We start from the raw sequence: 18526 nt of genomic DNA on the forward strand, positions 1-18526 counted from the left end.
CGGCGCACGACCGCCTCGGACGACCGAGTTAGGAATCCAACCCGATGACGTCAAGCGACCACAACGCCAACAGCACCGCCGCCGCGCAACGAGGCATGAGCCGGCGTTTCGCCTGGTTCGCCTTCGCCATCGTGGCGGCGATCGGCCTCTACACGGCCGGCTGGTTCTACGCCGCCCAGCGCCTCGAGACGGCGGTGGCGCAGGCGATCGGTGATGCGCGCGGGCGCGGGGCGGAGGCCGACTGCACCAAGGCCCAGGCCCGCGGCTACCCCTTCCGCATCGGCCTGTTCTGCGACGGCATCGCCTATTCCGACCGCCGCTCGGGCATCGCGGTCTCGGGCACCGGCCTGCGCAGCGCAGCGCAGATCTATCAGCCGACGCGGGTCGTCGGCGAGCTCGACACGATCTCGATCGATCTCGCCCGCGCGGGGCTCGAGCTCGACCTGTCCGACATCCGTTATTCGACCCATTTTGCGCGCCCCCTGCCCGAGATCCTCTCGGTTGCCGGCACCGGCCTGTCGGCGGCGGAGATTGCCGGCAGCAAGCTGGCCGGGGCCTCCCAGGCGCAGTTCCACATGCGCCCGCGCGGCGCCGACATCGACCTCGCCGGCACCGTCTCCGCCCTCCGCATCGAGCCTTCGGCGGACATTCCTCCCAACCTGCCGCCGATCGACGGCGAATGGGACGTCACGCTCAGCGACGGGATCGCGCGCCTGCGCCAGGGTTCCGACAGCCTGCGCGGCGTGGCGGGCGAGATCCGCGCCCTGACGGCGCGCTCGGGCAAGGCGGGCATCGGCCTAAGCGGGCCCGTCGCCGTCGATCAAGACGGGCTGGTCGACGCCGACCTGACGGTCGCGATCTCCGATCCCGCGGCCCTCGTGGCGATCCTGCGCAAGGCGTTTCCGGCCATGCGACCGCAGCTCGGCCAGGCCGAGGTGCTCTTGACCGCGATGGGCGACAGCCCACGCCTGCCGCTCTCCATCTCGAAGGGCGAGATGCGCATGGGCTTCTTCTCGATCGGCCGCATCCCGCCGCTCGACTGAGGCGTCAGGACGGCTGCTCGATCACGCCGCAGGCGATCCGGTTGCCGGCATGGCCGGCGGGAGCGCTCGCATAGTCGTCGGGCTCGGCGTGCAGGATCACTGCCGAGCCGTCGCTATCCAGCAGCGGATTGGTGCCGCCCTCGCCGAGCGAAAGCTGCGTGGTGAAGAACTCCGCCTTCAGCACGCCGTTCTCGCCGACATGGACGTTCGGCAGGTCGCCGGCATGCGGCCCGTTCTCGTTGTTGATCCCGTGCTCCTTGCCGCCCGCATAGTGCCCGCCCGCGCTTTCGAAGCCGCCGGCCGCATCGCAGGCGCCTTTCTCATGGATGTGCAGGCCATGCGAGCCGGGCGCGAGATTGGTCATCTCGACGATGATATGCAGCACGCCGGACTTGGTCTGCGTGAAGGTGACAGTGCCCGCATCGGCCCCGTCCGCCCCAGCCATCTTCGCCGTCGCAGACATCTCCTGCGCGAAGACGGGGGTGGCGAGGCAGAGGGCGGCTGCAGCAATGATGTCTCGTCTCATGGTCTTGCTCCTTGGCTCTGTGGAGGAGCAACGAACGGTCAGCGGAATGGTTCGGGACGGAAACAAAAAGGCCGGCGCGCGAACCTGCGCCATCCTATAGTCAGCGGCCCTGTTCGATCCGCGTGCTTCGATCACCAATGGGCGTGCCGCGTGAGTTCCAGAATATCCTGTCGACACGGCCGACCAGATTCTCGAAGGGAACCAGTCCCCAGACGCGGCTGTCCGCCGAGTTGTCGCGATTATCGCCCAGCACGAAAACCATGCCATCTGCGACGACAATCTCCCGCGTGTTGTCCAGTGGGCCGTCGGCGCCCCTGTCCAATGTGTCGTAGCTAACTCCGTTCGGAAGCGTCTCGCGATAAACTGCGACGGCCTCAGGGCTGCCGGTCAGCTCTTCGTCGTCAATCAGCCCCGCCTGGACGCGGTTGATTGGCCGACCGTCGACATGAACAACGCCGCCGATCATCTGTATCCGTTCGCCGGGCAGGCCGATGACGCGTTCGACATAGTCGAGCGAAACGTCGCGCGGGTATTTGAAGACGATCAGATCACCGCGTTCCGGCGCTTTTTCCAAGACCCGGCCATCGAACGAAATTGCACTAAAGGGGAGACTATGGCGGCTGTAGCCATATGGCCACTTCGACGCTGCCACATAGTCGCCTGCCACCATGCCCGGCGCCATCGAAGAAGAGACGATGGAGAACGGATGGAATGCTAGGGTGCGAACGAGCAGCGCCGCGATGGCGATCGTCCCGAAGAAAGCCAACGCAGCCGGCAGAACCATCCAGCCCCTCGAATACCATCGCGTCGGCTCCGACGTCGGAATGAAAGCCAGCACGAGGAGCACCGACGCGATCGAGACTGCAAGTGCAGCGATGTCCGAGTATGGATTCGGGAAGACTGCCGCCGGAAACTCCGACGGCACCGGAGGCCCAAGATCCAGGAGCCCGCTCAGAACGGCGACGAATCCTGCAATCAGCAAGCCGCCGGCCACCCCGAGATAGAGAAGCGCCAGCCTGCCGCGCCCGATCCACAGGAACCCCGCAAAGGCAGTGAAGAAGAAGCTTATGATCGCGGAGGACAGAAATCCGCGGCGGCGCGGAGCCGTATCAGACGAAACCGTTGAAGCCTCGTCTGTCCCCATCGCCGCTCCTACACCGCGTCGTGCAGCGTCGCGAGATGGTTGAGGAATTCCTCGGCCTTGGTGCGCTCTTCGTCGGTCTTGGCGTCGGCGAGGTCGTCCTTTGCGTCCTGGATGCGGCTCGCAAGGTCGGCCTTGTTGATGTCGCCGACCGCGACTGCGGATTCGGCCAAAAGCGTGCAGCCTTCCGGCAGGATGTCGGCGAAGCCGCCGAACACCACATAGCGCTGCTCCGCGCCGGACACCGGCTTCACGGTGACGACGCCCGGCTTCACCGTCGCCATCACCGGCGCATGGTTCGCCATCACCGTCATCTCGCCCTCGGTGCCGGGGATGACGACGGACTCGACTTGCTCGGAGACGAGAAGTCGCTCAGGAGAAACGAGTTCGAAGGTGTAAGCCATCACTTCTTCCGTTCAATCCAGCTTGGCGGAACCCAAACCCATCGCAGCGGCGAGCCGCCGCTCCATCGTGGGTATAGCAGCTCTACCGTCCCGCTCTCCTCGTGCGGTCCCTCGACGATCCATGTTCGACCGACCAGGGACTTCAGAGCGGCAATGTCTTCGTCGTCCATGCCTGAGAAGAAACCGTCCTCAAGCCGGACCAGCCGAACCCGCTCGCCCTTCCGGAAAGCGGGTCCAGCCAATGTGCCTTAGGCAGCTTCCGCCGCCAGCTTCTGCGCCTTGGCGATGGCCATCTCGATCGAGCCGACCATGTAGAAGGCCGCTTCCGGCAGGTGGTCGTATTCGCCGTTCACGAGGCCCTTGAAGGAGCGGATCGTGTCCTCGAGCGGGACGAGCTGGCCCGGCGAACCGGTGAACACCTCGGCGACGAAGAACGGCTGCGACAGGAAGCGCTCGATCTTGCGGGCGCGGGCGACGGTGAGCTTGTCCTCTTCAGACAGCTCGTCCATGCCCAGGATCGCGATGATGTCCTGCAGCGACTTGTAGCGCTGCAGCGTCTGCTGCACCTGGCGGGCGATCTGGTAGTGCTCCTCGCCGACGACCTGCGGGTCGAGCATGCGCGAGGTGGAGTCCAGCGGGTCCACCGCCGGATAAATGCCCTTCTCGGAGATCGCACGCGACAGCACGGTCGTGGCGTCGAGGTGGGCGAACGAGGTCGCCGGCGCCGGGTCGGTCAGGTCGTCGGCGGGCACGTAGATGGCCTGCACCGAGGTGATCGAGCCCTTGGTCGTCGTGGTGATGCGCTCCTGCATCTGGCCCATGTCGGTGGCCAGCGTCGGCTGATAGCCCACCGCCGAAGGAATACGGCCGAGAAGCGCCGACACTTCCGAACCCGCCTGGGTGAAGCGGAAGATGTTGTCGACGAAGAACAGCACGTCCTGGCCCTGGTCCCGGAAATGCTCGGCGATGGTGAGACCGGTCAGCGCGACGCGGGCGCGCGCCCCCGGCGGCTCGTTCATCTGGCCGAACACCAGCGCGCACTTGGAACCTTCGGTTGAGCCGCCGTGCTCGTGCGGGTCCTTGTTCACGCCCGACTCGATCATCTCGTGATAGAGGTCGTTGCCCTCGCGGGTCCGCTCGCCGACGCCGGCGAACACCGAGTAGCCGCCGTGCGCCTTCGCGACGTTGTTGATCAGTTCCTGGATCAGCACGGTCTTGCCGACGCCGGCGCCGCCGAACAGGCCGATCTTGCCGCCGCGGGCATAGGGTGCCAGCAGGTCGATGACCTTGATGCCGGTGACGAGGATCTGCGCTTCCGTCGACTGCTCGACATAGGCCGGCGCGTCCTGGTGGATCGCGCGCTTGCCCTTGGTCTTGACCGGGCCGGCTTCGTCGACCGGCTCGCCGATGACGTTCATGATGCGGCCGAGCGTCTCGTCGCCGACCGGAACCATGATCGGCGAGCCGGTGTCGACCACCGGCTGGCCGCGCACGAGGCCTTCGGAGGAGTCCATCGCGATGGTGCGGACCGTGTTCTCGCCGAGGTGCTGGGCGACTTCGAGCACGAGGCGGTTGCCGCCGTTCATGGTCTCGAGCGCGTTCAGGATCGGCGGCAGCGTGCCCTCGAACGACACGTCGACGACGGCGCCGATGACCTGCGAAATCTTGCCGGTGGCCTTGCCGCCCGACATCGTGCCGCCGGACGTGGTCACCGCGGCGAGCGAGGACGCCGCCTTCGCGGCCTTGGGAGCGGCTGCCTTCGCAGTTGCCGCCTTGGGAGCGGCGGCTGCCTTTGCCGGAGCCTTGGCGGCTGCGGGAGCCTTCGGAGTTGCGGCCTTTGCCATCGTGACGACCCTCTTTCCTGTTTCCGTTGCGAGCGACCCTGAAGGTCCGCTGCTAGAGCGCTTCGGCGCCCGAAATGATTTCGATCAGTTCCTTGGTGATCTGAGCCTGCCGCTGGCGGTTATACGTGATCGACAGCCTGTTGATCATGTCGCCGGCATTGCGCGTGGCATTGTCCATCGCGCTCATCTTGGCGCCCATCTCGCCGGCCGCGTTTTCCAGCAGCGCGCGGAAGATCTGCACCTTGATGTTGCGCGGGATGAGGTCCGCGAGGATCTCGCCCGGCTCCGGCTCGTATTCGTAGACGGCCGCATTCGCGTCGGCCTTCGTCTCGGCGGCGACCGGGGCCGATGCCGGGATGATCTGCTGCGCGGTCGGGATCTGGCTGATCACCGACTTGAATTCCGAGTAGAACAGCGTCGCCACGTCGAATGCGCCCTGGCTGAACAGGGTCATGACCTTCTTGGCGATCATGTCGGCATGGACGAAGCCGACCTGCTTGGCGTCGCGCAGCTCGATCCGGTCGATGATCAGCGAGGCGAAGTCGCGGCGCAGGATGTCGTTGCCCTTCTTGCCGACGGTGATGATCTTCACCGTCTTGCCGGCCGCCTGCAGCTTGCGGATATGATCGCGGGCGAAGCGCGCGATCTGCGAGTTGAAGCCGCCGCACAGGCCGCGATCGGCGGTCGCCACGATCAGCAGATGCGTGTCGTCCTTGCCGGTGCCGGCCATCAGCGCCGGCGCATCGCCGCCCGAGACGGCGCCGGCGATGTTGGCCAGAACCGCGCCCATGCGCTGCGAATACGGACGCGCGGCCTCAGCCGCCTCCTGTGCACGACGCAGCTTCGCCGCGGCGACCATCTGCATCGCCTTGGTGATCTTCTGCGTCGCCTTGACGGAGGCGATCCGGTTTCTAAGGTCTTTCAGTGAAGGCATGCCGCGCTATCCAGCCCTGCTGTCTCTACCGTCTCAGGCGAAGGTCTTGGCGAACGCGTCGAGCGCCGCCTTGAGCTTTTCCTTGGTTCCGTCCGAGATCTGCTTCTCGGTGCGGATCGCGTCGAGCACCTCCTTGCCTTCGGAGCGCATGTAGCCGAGGAAGCCCTGCTCGAACTTGCCGACCTGGTTGAGCGCCAGCTTGTCGAGATAGCCGTTCACGCCGGCGAAGATCACGACCACCTGCTCTTCCGTCTTCAGCGGCGAGAACTGCGGCTGCTTCAGCAGCTCCGTCAGGCGCGCGCCGCGGTTGAGCAGGCGCTGCGTCGCTGCGTCGAGGTCCGAACCGAACTGCGCGAAGGCGGCCATCTCGCGATACTGGGCGAGCTCGCCCTTGATCGAGCCCGCGACCTGCTTCATCGCCTTGATCTGCGCCGACGAGCCGACGCGCGACACCGACAGGCCGACGTTCACGGCCGGACGGATGCCCTGGAAGAACAGGTTGGTCTCGAGGAAGATCTGGCCGTCCGTGATCGAGATCACGTTGGTCGGGATGTAGGCCGACACGTCGTTCGCCTGCGTCTCGATGACCGGCAGGGCAGTGAGCGAGCCGGCGCCGTTGTCATCGTTCATCTTCGCGGCGCGCTCGAGCAGGCGCGAATGAAGGAAGAACACGTCGCCCGGATAGGCTTCGCGGCCCGGCGGGCGACGCAGCAGGAGCGACATCTGGCGGTAGGCGACGGCCTGCTTCGACAGGTCGTCATAGGCGATCACGGCGTGCTTGCCGTTGTCGCGGAACCACTCGCCGATGGCGCAGCCGGCGAACGGCGCGATGAACTGCATCGGGGCGGCGTCGGAGGCGGTCGCCGCGATGACGACCGAATATTCCAGCGCGCCGCGCTCTTCGAGCACCTTGACGAACTGCGCGACGGTCGAGCGCTTCTGGCCAACGGCGACGTAGACGCAGTAGAGCTTGGCCTTCTCGTCGTCACCGGCATTGAGCGGCTTCTGGTTGAGGAAGGTGTCGAGGATGATGGCGGTCTTGCCGGTCTGGCGGTCGCCGATGACCAGCTCGCGCTGGCCGCGGCCGACCGGGATCAGCGCGTCGATGGCCTTGAGGCCGGTCGACATCGGCTCATGCACCGACTTGCGCGGAATGATGCCGGGCGCCTTGACGTCGACGCGGCGGCGCTCGACGGCCTCGATCGGGCCCTTGCCGTCGATCGGATTGCCGAGCGCGTCGACCACGCGGCCGAGCAGGCCCGGACCGACCGGCACGTCCACGATCGCGCCGGTGCGCTTGACGGTGTCGCCTTCCTTGATGTCGCGGTCGGAGCCGAAGATGACGACGCCGACATTGTCGGTTTCGAGATTCAGCGCCATGCCGCGCACGCCACCGGGGAACTCGACCATCTCACCGGCCTGGACGTTGTCCAGACCGTAGACGCGGGCGATGCCGTCGCCGACCGACAGAACCTGACCGACCTCCGAAACCTCGGCTTCCTTGCCGAAATTCTTGATCTGGTCCTTGAGAATTGCGGAGATTTCCGCGGCGCGGATGTCCATCAGCCGACCTCTTTAAGTGCGAGCTTGAGCGAATTGAGTTTGGTGCGGAGCGACGTGTCGATCTGGCGCGAGCCGATCTTGACGATCATTCCGCCGAGAAGCGTGGGATCGACGGTCACCGCGATGGCGACGTCCTTGCCGGCGACCGACTTCAGCGCCGTCTTGAGTTCCGTCTGCTGGGCCGCCGTCAGCGCATGGGCGGAAGTGACCTCCGCGGCGACCTCGCCGCGGCTCTCGGCGGCGATCTCGCGGAAGGAGCGGATCATCGCCGGCACGGCGAACAGGCGGCGGTTCCGCGCCACGACCTTCAGGAAGTTGCCGGTCAGCGCGGACAGGCCAGCCTTCTTCACGATCGCCGAGATGGCGTTGAACTGCTCGTCGGAAGAGAAGACCGGGCTTTCAACCAGGCGCTTCAGGTCGACGCTCTCGGAAAGCATCTTCTCGAACGCGCCGAGATCCTTTTCAACAGCCGCGACGGCCTTCGCGTCGGCGGCGAGCTCAAACAGCGAGCCCGCATATCTTTCCGCGACGCCGGAGATGGTCGAACCAGTCTTAGCCACAGATCGTCTTTTCTCTAGCCTGAGCGGCGCAAGGATTTTCCGCTGGAGTGGATCACTCTGGCTAAATCATTGGCCTTGTTGATTATTTCAACCCGGAAGCGTGGCCTTGCCGCATCCCCCGGCCAAAAGTCGATTGCCGTCTAGCACAGGCTTTCCGGAGTCGCAACACGCCCCGGCGCGCGGTTTTGGCGCAGTTTTGTCGCAGATGCGCCTACATCCGCAGACGCTCACGGAACGAGCCCGAACGCGAAGGCGAGCGGCAGCGCCGCCAGCACGATCTCCAGCGCAAGCGAAATCCAGTTGTAGAGCGTGTTTCCCCGGTCCGACATCATCGAGACGATGCGCCCGAACGCCGTCAGCGCCCAGGACGCGCCGAGCGCGATGTAGAGCATCGGCTGGGCGAAGAGGATGCAGGTGAGGCCGAGGCCGAGATAGAAGCCCGACATCGTCGCCCGCGCCTCCGCCAGCGCCTCCGGATGCTCCGGCGTCGTCTGCAGCCGCAGAAGGCGCAGCGACAGGCTAGGGGCAAAGAACAGGATCAGGCCGAACAGGACAGTGACCGCGGCCGAGGACCATGCCAGCCACTCGCCTTGGCTGAAAGGCCAGGGAAATGCGAATTCCATCGTGATTCTCCGCCGGGGACGCGCCGCCTATCTTGCAAATGCGCGGCGCGGACGCCAGACGCCGCGGCCGCGGGCGATACGGATTCCTTGCCTCACCCCAGCATGAAGTCGACGGCCGCCCGTGCATGCAGGGCGGTCGTGTCGAACACCGGGAAGTCGAAATCGTCCTGCCCGATCAGCATGGTGATCTCGGTGCAGCCCATGATCAGCCCGTCGGCCTCGCCGGCCTGCCGAAGCCGCGCGACCTCCGCCAGATAGTCCTGCTTGGAGGGCGCGGTCACGATGCCGCGCACCAGTTCCTCGTAGATGATGCGATGGACGACATCGCGGCCAGCGGGATCCGGCACAGCCGCTGTGATGCCGTGCCGGTCGCGCAGCCGGCCAGTATAGAACTCCTGCTCCATCGTGAAGCGGGTCGCGAGAAGGATCGGATGCGTCACGCCCCGGGCTGTCATCGCCTCCGCCGTCGCGTCGGCGATGTGGATCAGCGGGATCGACACGGCGCCCTCGACCTCTGCCGCCAGCTTGTGCATCGTGTTGGTGCCCAGCACCAGCGCCTCGGCGCCCGCCCCTTCCAGCCGCCGCGCGGCCTCGGCCAGCAGAACCCCCGCGCCCGCCCAGTCGCCGGCCGTCTGAAGGGATGCGATCTCGTCGAAGTCGAAAGAATAGAGCAGCAGTTTCGCCGAATGCAGCCCGCCCAGCCGCTCGCGCACGCCCTCGTTGATCAGCCGGTAATAGATCGCCGTCGATTCCCAGCTCATCCCGCCGATCAGGCCGATCGTTTTCATGGCGATTCGTTTCTCCGATCAGGATGCAAAGGCCCTGCGGACGTCTCTGCGGGCGTGAGATGCTCGACAGCCTCTACCTCGTCGTCGAGCGAGATGGACGGATAATGTTCGCGCATGCCTTCGAGCATGACGGCGTCCGGCCAGTCATCCTCCCGGCCGAGATAGCGCGCGGCGTTCCGGAGCTTCATCGTCGTGACCTTCGTCACAAGGACCAGTGCGGTGAGGGCCGGATCGCCATCACAGACATACAGCATGGGTCCCGGCACTATGCGCCGTTCGCGCCAGCGAATCGTCGATGTCTTTTCGCCGCTGACGATCTCGGGAAAAAGACGAGGAACGACGCCAAGCGATTGCATAACAGGCCTCATAGAAAACTCTGCGGATCGATATCGACCTGCACGCGCACGCTGCCGCGCAGCTTCGGCCCGGCCGCGAGCATCTCGCGCACGAAGCCCTGGAGGTGCGATTTCCGCTCGCCCTGTACCAAAAGCCGGAAACGGTGCCGCCCGCCGACGAGCGACAGGGGCGCCTCCGCCGGGCCGAGCACGTGGATATCGTTCGCGGCGGGTGCCGCGCGCCGCAGCCCTCGCGCATGGCTTTCCGCCTCCGCCCTTGTCGCCGCGCTGACGATGATGCCGGCGAGCCGCCCGAACGGCGGCAGTCCGGCCCGCTCGCGCTCGGCGATCTCGCGCTCGTAAAAGCTCTCAGCGTCGCCCGACACGATCGCCCGCATCACCGGATGGTCCGGCTGGTAGGTTTGCAGCAGGCCGCGGCTCTTCTTGCCCGTGCGCCCCGCGCGCCCGGTCACCTGGCTCAGCAGCTGGAACGTCCGCTCCGCCGCGCGCGGGTCGCCATTGGCCAGCCCGAGATCGGCGTCGACCACGCCCACCAGCGTCATGTTCGGGAAATTGTGCCCCTTGGCGACGAGCTGAGTGCCGATCACGATGTCCGCCTCGCCCTTCGCCACCGCCTCCAGTTCGAGCCTGAGCCGCCTCACCCCGCCGACAAGATCCGACGACAGCACGATGGTGCGCGCATCCGGGAAGTGTGCCACTACTTCCTCCGCGATGCGCTCCACCCCCGGCCCGCAGGCGACGAGATGGTCGAGCGTGCCGCATTCCGGGCAGGCCTCGGGCTTCTTCTCGGCATGGCCGCACTGGTGGCAGACGAGCTGTCCCCGGAACCGGTGCTCCACCAGCCAGGACAAGCAGTCCGGGCACTGGAAGCGGTGGCCGCACACCCGGCACAAGGTCAGCGGCGCATAGCCGCGCCGGTTCAGGAAAAGCAGCGACTGTTCCTCTTTCTCCAGCGTGCGGCGCATCGCCTCGATCAGCGGCGGCGACAGGAACCCGCCGCGCGCCGGCGGATGGCGTCTCAGATCGATCGAGGCCAGCTCCGGCAGTGCCGCCTCGGCATAGCGCGACGGCAGCGCCACACGGGCATAGCGCCCCGTCTGCGCATTGACGCGCGTCTCGACCGACGGCGTGGCGGACGACAGGATCACCGGGAACGCGCCGATATGGCCGCGCACCACCGCCATGTCGCGGGCATTGTAGAAGACGCGATCCTCCTGCTTGAAGGCGGGATCGTGCTCCTCGTCGACGACGATCAGGCCGAGTTCGTTGAACGGCAGGAACAGTGCCGAGCGCGCCCCGGCCACCACGCGCACCTGCCCCTCCGCCACCTGCCGCCACACCCGCTCGCGCATCCGCGGTGCAAGGTCGGAATGCCATTCGGCCGGCTTGGCGCCGAAGCGCTGCTGGAACCGTTCGAGAAAGGCGTGCGTCAGCGCAATCTCCGGCAGAAGCACCAGCACCTGCCGCCCCGCCTCCACCGCCGCCGCGATCGCCTCGAAATAGACCTCCGTCTTGCCCGATCCCGTGACGCCGTCGATCAGCGTCACCGAATAGCCGCCGGCCTTGACCGTCGCGGCGAGCCGGTCGGCCGCCGCCTTCTGGTCCGGATTGAGGTCCTGGCCGCCATAGGCCGGGTCGGGCGGCGCCACCACGGGGCGCGGCGGCAAGAGCGTGTCCTCGAAACAGCCCTGTGCCCGCATGCCGTCGATCACCGCGCCCGTCACGCCCGCGGCATGCGCCAGCCCCGAGCGCGTCCAGGCGAAGCCGTCGCCGATCAATTCCATCACGCGCCGCCGTGCATCGGTCATCCGGTCGGGCGCGTTGCCGGTCGGCTTCAGTCCCTCGATCCACGGCTCGGGATCGAAGGCCGCCGGTGCGCGCAGCGCCATCCGCGCCGCCAGCCCCGGCGGCGACAGCGTGTAGTCCGCCACCCAGTCGATGAAGCGGCGCATGTCCTTCGACAGCGGCGGGCAGTCGAAGGCTCTCGTGATCGGCCTCAGCTTCTTCGGGTCGACATTGCCCGCATCCGCGTCCCACACCACGCCCGCCACCTCGCGCGGCCCCAGCGGCACCTGCACGATCGATCCCGGCTCCACCTGCATGCCGTCCGGCACGGCATAGGTGTGCGGCCGCTCGGCCGGCATCGGCACGAGCACCGCCGCCGTTCTCGGTCGTGGCGAATCTCTGTTCATGGCGCGTGACCTTGCATCTAGTTTCGGCTAGAGCAAAGGCCGATCACGGCGGCCCCGCCGCCGAAGGCGGCTGTGCCGCGCCGAGGCCGGACCCAAGCCGGCCCAACGAATTGAAGGAGACGGCCATGAAGTTCTTTGTCGATACTGCGGACGTGAAGGATATCCGCGAACTCAACGATCTGGGTCTGCTGGACGGCGTCACCACCAACCCGTCGCTGATCCTCAAATCCGGCCGCGACATTAGGGAAGTCACCAAGGAGATCTGCGACATCGTCGACGGACCGGTCTCCGCAGAGGTCACGGCAACCGAATATGCCGAGATGATGCGCGAGGCCGACGTGCTGTCGAAGATCGCCGACAACATCTGCATCAAGCTGCCGCTCACCCTGGACGGCCTCAAGGCCTGCAAGGCGCTCACCGGCGACGGCCGCCAGACCAACGTCACGCTCTGCTTCTCCGCCAACCAGGCGCTGCTGGCGGCCAAGGCGGGCGCGACCTTCATCTCGCCCTTCATCGGCCGCCTCGACGACATGGGCTTCGACGGCGTCGAGCTGATCGCCGAGATCCGCCACATCTATGACAATTACGGCTTCGAGACGGAAATCCTCGCGGCCTCGATCCGCACGCCGGACCACGTCAAGCGCGTCGCGCTGATCGGCGCCGACGTCGCGACCGTGCCTCCGGCGACGCTTAAGGCCCTGGTCAAGCACCCGCTCACCGACAAGGGGCTGGAGCAGTTCCTCGCCGACTGGGCCAAGACCGGCCAGAAGATCGGCTGAGACCCATGCGTCCGGCCGCCGACATCGCCCGCGAGGTCCTGTCGGCGCTGGACGACCACCTCCAGATCGCGCCGTTCACCGGCCGCGACGGCGGGCTCGACGCCCGCCGGGCGCAGGCCGTCGCGCGCGAGCTGGCCCGGCTGCGGACTGCCCGCGGCCTGCGCAAGGTCGGCCGCAAGATCGGCTTCACCAACCGAGGCATCTGGCCGGAATACGGCGTCTGGGCCCCGATCTGGGGCGACGTCTGGGACGCGACGCTCACGAATGCACAGCCAGGCATGACGGTCGCCATCGCCGACCTCCTCCAGCCGCGCATTGAGCCCGAGATCATGATCGGCCTCGAAGACGACCTCGAACCCGGCATGGATGTCGAGGCAATCGCCGGGCGGATCGGCTGGATCGCGCACGGCTACGAGATCGTGCAGTCGCCGTTTCCCGACTGGCATTTCCAGGCGGCCGATTGCACCGCCGCCGGAGCCCTGCACGGAAAACTCCTCGTCGGCCCTCGCCGTCCCGTCTCGCGCGACGAACGGTCCGCCCTGCCGCAGGCCCTCGCGGACCTGACGGTCTCGCTCCATAAGAACGGCGCGGAAGCAGACCGCGGCCGCGGCGCCAATGTGCTGGACGGCCCCGTGCACGCGCTCGCCCACCTCGTCGCAGCACTGGCGGACGATCCCGACGAGGCCCCCATGCGTGCCGGCGACATCATCTCGACGGGAACGATCACGCGCGCCCTTCCGATCGCGCCCGGCGAACGCTGGCAGACGGTCCTAGGCGGCTACGACCTGCCCGGCATGGACGTCACCTTCGCATAACCGGATACCGCTGGCCGCCTTTACCACGCTCCGTAGGGCGGGCAGGCCGAATCGGGCAGACGGCTCAGAAGAAACTCACGGTCGTCCTCGCCCGCTTCCAGATTGACCGCGTTCTCCTCCTCGTCGCAGCCTTCCGTCATGCGGATCCAGCCGCCCTTGCCGAGGCTGACGAGGATCTTGTCGCCGGGGCGGCGCGTCACGGTCACGCCGCCGCCGTCGCATTCCACGCCGCAGCCGATGCCGGTACCGTCCGGGCCGCATTCGCCGCGGGCGGTCATGAGCCGGCTGTTTCCCTTCCGCTTCGCGGTCAGGGCGAAGTAGTAGTTGCGCTGGCCCTGCGGATGGAACTCGTCCGGCGGAAAGCGGTAATAGGCCAGCCGGAAGCCGATCTCCGTCACCTTCTGCTTCGGGTGCTTTGCCAGGTGCTCGGGCGTATAGACGCGCGCATAGCAGATCCGCTTGCCCGCCTCCGGCTTGAGGAAGTTCGCCAGTTCCCTCTCCTCGCCGGGCGCGATCGCCTGCGCGAAGAGCGGCACCGGCGCGGCCAGTGCTGCGCAGACCAGGGCAATACCCGCGATTCGTTTCATCACCTGCCTCCTGACGGACGGACAGGATAGTCTCCTTCCGCTAGGGAAGAAAGCTCTCAGGCCGCGCTTGGCAGCCGCGGCGCGACCGGACGGAAGACGGCGTCGGGATCGTCCGCCATCCGTACCACCGTATGCTCCTGCAGGGCGGCGGCGACCTCGGCCGGTTCGCCTTCCAGGCAGTCCGGCGCGATCGGATGGCCGATCGAGATCGCGAACTTCTGCCGCTTCTTGTTCAAGAGCTCGTGGAACAGCGTCATGTCGCGGATTTCGGTCGAGTGCTTCGACAGGAAGTAGAACAGGCCGGAATTCCGCGCCGAGATATGCGCCGGCACGACGGGATAGTTGTAGCGGCGCGCCAGCGACACGACCGAGTTCTGCCACGGCCGCTCGGTCAGCTTGCCCTCGTTCCAGAAGGCCAGCCGGCCGGACGGGAACAGCACCACGGGCCGGTTATCGGTAAAGGCCTTCGCCGTCATCTCCAGCGTGTCGCGCGACTTGCCGTAGGATTTCGCGCCGGCTCGCCACTCGACCGGGATGATCATGTCGCGGAACCCGGCCGACACGCGCAGCGCGTCGCGGTTGGCGAAGAAGGTCATGTCCGGCCGCACCGCCTTCAGCGTGTCGAAGATGGCGATGCCGTCGGCGATGCCCGTCGGGTGATTCGGGGCGAGGATGAAGCCCCCCGTCTTCGGCAGGTTCGACAGGCCGGTCAGCGTCAGGTCCAGCGACAGAAGCCCGCTGATCATCTCGAAGGCGCGCCAGCCGTCCAGCCGCGCGATCTCGTCGGCCATCTCGACGGCCTGGCGATAGTGGAGGAATCGCACCAGAACCGGCCGGATCAGCGGCCAGAGCGGATGTTTCGAGATCAACTGGGTGCGCTCGGCGATGAGCTGGTCGACGATGTGGTCGCCGCCCGTACGCAGCGTCTCCAGCCGACCGGACAGGAGCCCGAACTGGGATGTCGTCATCTTACCTCATCCAACCGGCGTGCGAGCCCCGTTCCGCTTCTCGCCAATAATGGTGACGCGAAAATGACGCTCGCCCAACAACCGACGAGTTGAAATCCGGTTCCCTGAGCCGGCGTCCGTTCAGGACGCCGGCGGCAGGCGCGCCAGATCCTGGGCAATCGCGGCGCGCAGGGTTTCGGCGAGTTCCCGCGCGGCACGGTTTTCCGCATCCCGCAGGGCGCGCACGGCGGCGAACTCCTGGCGGGGAATATCGTAGGACGCGACCATCGACCGGCGGCCGGCGGCCACGGGCTCGCCGGTCTTGTTGTCGATGATCTTGTAGCTCGCGGTGACGGTCACCTGGCCGGACGTCGGCTCGGTATCGACCGTCCGCTGGATCGTCGCGGTGTTGCTGCTGGCCGAGGACACCGTCGAATCGAACGTATAGACCGGATTGGCCGGTTCGGCGCCGCCGCCGGTCAACAGGAAGATGAGATGGTTGCGCACTTCGAGCCCGACGCGGGTCGTCGCCGGCTTGACGACGATCGACGGCCGGGCCGCGCTGCCGGCGAGCGAGCCGGTCTGCAGGCCCGCATCGCTGTAGAGCGGACGCGCCGTGCAGGCGGACATCGCCGCGAGACCAGCCAGAGCGACCAGTCCCAGCGAGAAGCGCCGTCGATTCATCTCATGCAACGACATTGACGATCCTCTGCGGCACCACGATGACCTTGCGCGGCGCCTTTCCTTCCAGAGCCTTCTGGACGAAGTCAAGCGCCAGCGCCGCCTGCTCGACGGCAGCTTGATCTGCGTCGCGGGCGATTGTCAAATCGCCGCGCTTCTTGCCGTTGATCTGCACCGGCATCACGACCTCGTTGTCTACCACTAGCGCGGGGTCGAACTCGGGCCAGGATTGTTCAGCCGCCATTCCGTCGCAGCCGATCGCCTGCCAGCATTCTTCCGCGAGGTGCGGCGTCATCGGCGCGATCATTGCGATCAGGAACTCGACCGCCTGCCGCGCCGCGCCGCTCATCGCCGCATCGGCCTTGCCGGCGGCAATGTCGGCCAGCGGGGTCTGCAGCGCGTTGGTCAGCTCATAGAGCCTCGCCACGGCCTTGTTGAAGCCCAGCCGCCCGATTTCCTCGCCCACCGCCTTCAGCGTCTTGTGCGCGATCTTCGAGACCTCGCCGGCCGCGCCCTCGGTCGCCGCCTTTGCCGCGACGCCCGACAGCGACGGCGCCGCCTCCGACACCAGACGCCAGACGCGCTGCACGAAGCGGTGCGCACCCTCGACGCCGGCCTCCGTCCAGATCACGTCGCGCTCCGGCGGCGAGTCGGACAGCATGAAGAAGCGCGCCGTATCGGCGCCGTAGGAGGCGATGATGTCGTCGGGGTCGACCACGTTCTTCTTCGACTTCGACATCTTCTCGATCGAGCCGATCTCGATCGGCGAGCCGTCGGAGGCGAGCACGGCGCTGCGCTTGCCGTCGATCTCGCTGATCTTCACTTCCGCGGGCGTGACCCAGCCGTGCGGCCCCTTGTAGGTCTCGTGCACCACCATGCCCTGCGTGAACAGGCCCTCGAACGGCTCCTCGACCGTGGTCAGATGGCCCGTCGCCTTCATCGCCCGGGCAAAGAAGCGCGAGTATAACAAGTGCAGGATCGCGTGCTCGATGCCGCCGATATACTGGTTCACCGGCAGCCAGCCCTTCGGCCCGTCGACATCTTTCAGCGTCGTCGGCTGCTCCTCGTTCCACGGGTCGGTGAAACGGGCGAAATACCAGGACGAATCGACGAACGTGTCCATCGTGTCGGTATCGCGCCGCGCCGGCTTGCCGCATTTCGGGCAGTTGGCGTGCTTCCAGGTCGGATGATGGTCGAGCGGATTGCCCGGCTTGTCGAACGACACGTCGTCCGGCAAAAGCACCGGCAATTGGTCGGCAGGCACCGGCACCGCGCCGCAATCGTCGCAGTGGATCACCGGGATCGGACAGCCCCAATAGCGCTGGCGCGAGATCAGCCAGTCGCGCAGCCGGAACTGCACCTTGCGCTTGCCCCAGCCCGCCTGCTCGAACATCGTCAGGGACGCGTCCATCGCCTGCTGGCATGTCTGCACCGTGGGCTCGCCCGCCCATTGCACGTAGCGCACCGTATCGGTCTTGGCAGGAACGAAGGCCACGTCGCCGACGCGCTCGTCGCTGTCCAGCGGCAGGAAGACGTCGATCACCGGCAGCCCGTATTTGCGGGCGAAGTCCAGGTCGCGCTGGTCGTGCGCCGGACAGCCGATGATGGCGCCCGTGCCGTAGTCCATCAAGACGAAGTTCGCGATGTAGAGCGGCAGCGTCCAGTTCGGATCGGCCGGATGCGTCACCCTGATCCCGGTGTCGAAGCCGAGCTTCTCCGCCGTGTCGATCTCCGCCTGCGACGTGCCCATGTGGTGGCACTTGTCGATGAAGGCGACGACGTCCGAGTTCGTCTCCGCCAGCTTCTTCGCCAGCGGATGGTCGGGCGACACCGCCGCAAAGGTCGGACCGTACATCGTATCCGCGCGGGTGGTGAACACCGGCAGTTTGTCGAAGCCCTCGGGCGCGCCGACCAGGCCGAACTCGAAGGCCAGCCCTTCCGAGCGGCCGATCCAGTTCGACTGCATCAGCTTGACCTTCTCCGGCCAGCGGTCGAGCGTCTCCAGCCCGTCCAGCAGCTCCTGGCTCATCGACGTGATCTTGAAGAACCACTGCGTCAGGTCGCGCAGTTCGACATCCGCGCCCGAGCGCCAGCCCTTGCCGTCGATCACCTGCTCGTTGGCGAGCACGGTCATGTCGACCGGGTCCCAGTTGACCTTGGCCGACTTGCGCTCGACCAGCCCCGCCTTCCAGAAGTCGAGGAACATCTTCTGCTGGTGCTTGTAGTAGGACGGGTCGCAGGTCGCGATCTCGCGCGCCCAGTCCAGCGACAGGCCCATCGTCTTCAGCTGGCCCTTCATCGTCTCGATATTGGCATAGGTCCAGGTGCGCGGATTGACCTTGTTGTCGCGCGCGGCGTTCTCCGCCGGCAGGCCGAACGCGTCCCACCCCATCGGATGCAGCACGTTGAAGCCCATCGCCCGGCGCCACCGCGCCACCACGTCGCCCATCGTGTAGTTGCGCACATGGCCCATATGGATGCGGCCCGACGGATAGGGGAACATCTCCAGCACGTAGTATTTCGGGCGCGGATCGTCGTTCTTCGTCTCGAAGAGCTTCGCGTCGTCCCATGCCTTGCGCCATTTCGGCTCGGCGGTGCGGGGATTGTATCGTTCGGTTGCCATCGGGGATTATTTCACACAAAGAAGCGTCGCGGCGGACCTTCACCACGGTTTGCCGGCGGAATCAATAAGAGACGACCGATCAGCGGAGGCTGTCACGGATGGAGCATCGATCGCATCCCG

The 18526-nt window shown here is 66.6% G+C and carries 18 protein-coding genes; 3 read left to right on the forward strand and 15 right to left on the reverse strand.

The genetic code is table 11. From position 1 onward, the window contains the following. Window positions 1-44 precede the first annotated feature (44 nt). Window positions 45-1043 (forward strand): DUF2125 domain-containing protein, encoded by a 999-nt coding sequence (locus tag LRS09_RS09230; protein ID WP_257805454.1) that lies wholly within the window; start codon window positions 45-47, stop codon window positions 1041-1043. 4 nt (window positions 1044-1047) lie between these two features. On the opposite strand, the gene LRS09_RS09235 is transcribed toward LRS09_RS09230, so the two are convergent. The 11 genes from LRS09_RS09235 to LRS09_RS09285 all read right to left on the reverse strand — a co-directional run bounded on the left by LRS09_RS09235 (window position 1048) and on the right by LRS09_RS09285 (window position 11974). Next, window positions 1048-1569, reverse strand: coding sequence for a superoxide dismutase family protein (locus LRS09_RS09235; protein ID WP_257805455.1), 522 nt, complete (start codon window positions 1567-1569; stop codon window positions 1048-1050). Window positions 1570-1669: 100 nt separating this feature from the next. Further along, the gene (gene lepB, locus LRS09_RS09240; RefSeq protein ID WP_257805456.1) at window positions 1670-2713 is read right to left on the reverse strand and encodes a signal peptidase I; all 1044 of its coding nucleotides are present in this window, start codon (window positions 2711-2713) and stop codon (window positions 1670-1672) included. Between the two features lie 8 nt (window positions 2714-2721). Continuing rightward, a complete protein-coding gene (locus tag LRS09_RS09245; protein WP_257805457.1) occupies window positions 2722-3114 on the reverse strand; it encodes a F0F1 ATP synthase subunit epsilon in 393 nt (130 codons plus the stop codon). 248 nt (window positions 3115-3362) lie between these two features. Further along, a complete protein-coding gene (gene atpD / locus LRS09_RS09250) occupies window positions 3363-4958 on the reverse strand; it encodes a F0F1 ATP synthase subunit beta (protein ID WP_257805458.1) in 1596 nt (531 codons plus the stop codon). A 52-nt stretch (window positions 4959-5010) separates the two neighbouring features. Beyond that, entirely contained in the window at window positions 5011-5892 is an 882-nt protein-coding gene (locus tag LRS09_RS09255; protein WP_257805459.1) for a F0F1 ATP synthase subunit gamma, read from the reverse strand. Window positions 5893-5925: 33 nt separating this feature from the next. Further along, a complete protein-coding gene (gene atpA / locus LRS09_RS09260) occupies window positions 5926-7455 on the reverse strand; it encodes a F0F1 ATP synthase subunit alpha (RefSeq protein WP_257805460.1) in 1530 nt (509 codons plus the stop codon). Next, on the reverse strand, window positions 7455-8015 hold the full coding sequence (locus LRS09_RS09265) for a F0F1 ATP synthase subunit delta (protein ID WP_257805461.1): 561 nt from the start codon (window positions 8013-8015) through the stop codon (window positions 7455-7457). The genes atpA and LRS09_RS09265 overlap by 1 nt, the downstream gene beginning before the upstream one ends. A gap of 227 nt (window positions 8016-8242) precedes the next feature. Continuing rightward, window positions 8243-8638 (reverse strand): DUF4345 family protein, encoded by a 396-nt coding sequence (locus LRS09_RS09270; protein WP_257805462.1) that lies wholly within the window; start codon window positions 8636-8638, stop codon window positions 8243-8245. Window positions 8639-8730: 92 nt separating this feature from the next. After that, window positions 8731-9426, reverse strand: a complete 696-nt coding sequence (locus LRS09_RS09275; RefSeq protein ID WP_257805463.1) for an aspartate/glutamate racemase family protein — start codon at window positions 9424-9426, stop codon at window positions 8731-8733. Beyond that, window positions 9423-9782 carry an ASCH domain-containing protein gene (locus LRS09_RS09280; RefSeq protein WP_257805464.1) on the reverse strand — a complete coding sequence of 120 codons (360 nt, stop codon included), beginning with the start codon at window positions 9780-9782 and terminating at the stop codon, window positions 9423-9425. Before LRS09_RS09280 ends, LRS09_RS09275 begins: the two co-directional genes overlap by 4 nt. 8 nt (window positions 9783-9790) lie before the next feature. Beyond that, window positions 9791-11974 (reverse strand): primosomal protein N', encoded by a 2184-nt coding sequence (locus tag LRS09_RS09285; RefSeq protein ID WP_257805465.1) that lies wholly within the window; start codon window positions 11972-11974, stop codon window positions 9791-9793. Window positions 11975-12099: 125 nt separating this feature from the next. Between LRS09_RS09285 and fsa the strand changes: the two genes are divergently transcribed. Then, window positions 12100-12753 (forward strand): fructose-6-phosphate aldolase, encoded by a 654-nt coding sequence (fsa, locus tag LRS09_RS09290; protein ID WP_257805466.1) that lies wholly within the window; start codon window positions 12100-12102, stop codon window positions 12751-12753. 5 nt (window positions 12754-12758) lie between these two features. Then, window positions 12759-13568 carry a 2-keto-4-pentenoate hydratase gene (locus LRS09_RS09295; RefSeq protein ID WP_257805467.1) on the forward strand — a complete coding sequence of 270 codons (810 nt, stop codon included), beginning with the start codon at window positions 12759-12761 and terminating at the stop codon, window positions 13566-13568. Window positions 13569-13588: 20 nt separating this feature from the next. On the opposite strand, the gene LRS09_RS09300 is transcribed toward LRS09_RS09295, so the two are convergent. From LRS09_RS09300 to leuS, 4 genes are all read right to left on the reverse strand, one after another. Further along, entirely contained in the window at window positions 13589-14155 is a 567-nt protein-coding gene (locus LRS09_RS09300; RefSeq protein ID WP_257805468.1) for a hypothetical protein, read from the reverse strand. A 56-nt stretch (window positions 14156-14211) separates the two neighbouring features. Beyond that, entirely contained in the window at window positions 14212-15123 is a 912-nt protein-coding gene (locus LRS09_RS09305; protein ID WP_257805469.1) for a 1-acyl-sn-glycerol-3-phosphate acyltransferase, read from the reverse strand. Between the two features lie 120 nt (window positions 15124-15243). Further along, window positions 15244-15801: an LPS assembly lipoprotein LptE gene (gene lptE, locus LRS09_RS09310; protein WP_257805471.1), complete on the reverse strand. Its 558-nt coding sequence runs from the start codon at window positions 15799-15801 to the stop codon at window positions 15244-15246. Further along, window positions 15788-18406: a leucine--tRNA ligase gene (leuS, locus tag LRS09_RS09315; RefSeq protein WP_257805474.1), complete on the reverse strand. Its 2619-nt coding sequence runs from the start codon at window positions 18404-18406 to the stop codon at window positions 15788-15790. Before leuS ends, lptE begins: the two co-directional genes overlap by 14 nt. Window positions 18407-18526: the final 120 nt, after the last annotated feature.

This window comes from Mesorhizobium sp. J428 (assembly GCF_024699925.1).
Lineage (GTDB): Bacteria > Pseudomonadota > Alphaproteobacteria > Rhizobiales > Rhizobiaceae > Mesorhizobium_A.

What these genes read in the sequence shown, in the direction of transcription:
- leuS (WP_257805474.1), bottom strand. Translation starts at nt 18,406, where the DNA reads ATGGCAACCGAACGATACAATCCCCGCACCGCCGAGCCGAAATGGCGC.
- LRS09_RS09270 (WP_257805462.1), bottom strand. Translation starts at nt 8,638, where the DNA reads ATGGAATTCGCATTTCCCTGGCCTTTCAGCCAAGGCGAGTGGCTGGCA.
- atpA (WP_257805460.1), bottom strand. Translation starts at nt 7,455, where the DNA reads ATGGACATCCGCGCCGCGGAAATCTCCGCAATTCTCAAGGACCAGATC.
- LRS09_RS09230 (WP_257805454.1), top strand. Translation starts at nt 45, where the DNA reads ATGACGTCAAGCGACCACAACGCCAACAGCACCGCCGCCGCGCAACGA.
- lptE (WP_257805471.1), bottom strand. Translation starts at nt 15,801, where the DNA reads ATGTCGTTGCATGAGATGAATCGACGGCGCTTCTCGCTGGGACTGGTC.
- LRS09_RS09305 (WP_257805469.1), bottom strand. Translation starts at nt 15,123, where the DNA reads ATGACGACATCCCAGTTCGGGCTCCTGTCCGGTCGGCTGGAGACGCTG.
- LRS09_RS09255 (WP_257805459.1), bottom strand. Translation starts at nt 5,892, where the DNA reads ATGCCTTCACTGAAAGACCTTAGAAACCGGATCGCCTCCGTCAAGGCG.
- LRS09_RS09295 (WP_257805467.1), top strand. Translation starts at nt 12,759, where the DNA reads ATGCGTCCGGCCGCCGACATCGCCCGCGAGGTCCTGTCGGCGCTGGAC.
- LRS09_RS09235 (WP_257805455.1), bottom strand. Translation starts at nt 1,569, where the DNA reads ATGAGACGAGACATCATTGCTGCAGCCGCCCTCTGCCTCGCCACCCCC.
- lepB (WP_257805456.1), bottom strand. Translation starts at nt 2,713, where the DNA reads ATGGGGACAGACGAGGCTTCAACGGTTTCGTCTGATACGGCTCCGCGC.
- LRS09_RS09285 (WP_257805465.1), bottom strand. Translation starts at nt 11,974, where the DNA reads ATGAACAGAGATTCGCCACGACCGAGAACGGCGGCGGTGCTCGTGCCG.
- LRS09_RS09275 (WP_257805463.1), bottom strand. Translation starts at nt 9,426, where the DNA reads ATGAAAACGATCGGCCTGATCGGCGGGATGAGCTGGGAATCGACGGCG.
- LRS09_RS09300 (WP_257805468.1), bottom strand. Translation starts at nt 14,155, where the DNA reads ATGAAACGAATCGCGGGTATTGCCCTGGTCTGCGCAGCACTGGCCGCG.
- atpD (WP_257805458.1), bottom strand. Translation starts at nt 4,958, where the DNA reads ATGGCAAAGGCCGCAACTCCGAAGGCTCCCGCAGCCGCCAAGGCTCCG.
- fsa (WP_257805466.1), top strand. Translation starts at nt 12,100, where the DNA reads ATGAAGTTCTTTGTCGATACTGCGGACGTGAAGGATATCCGCGAACTC.
- LRS09_RS09280 (WP_257805464.1), bottom strand. Translation starts at nt 9,782, where the DNA reads ATGCAATCGCTTGGCGTCGTTCCTCGTCTTTTTCCCGAGATCGTCAGC.
- LRS09_RS09245 (WP_257805457.1), bottom strand. Translation starts at nt 3,114, where the DNA reads ATGGCTTACACCTTCGAACTCGTTTCTCCTGAGCGACTTCTCGTCTCC.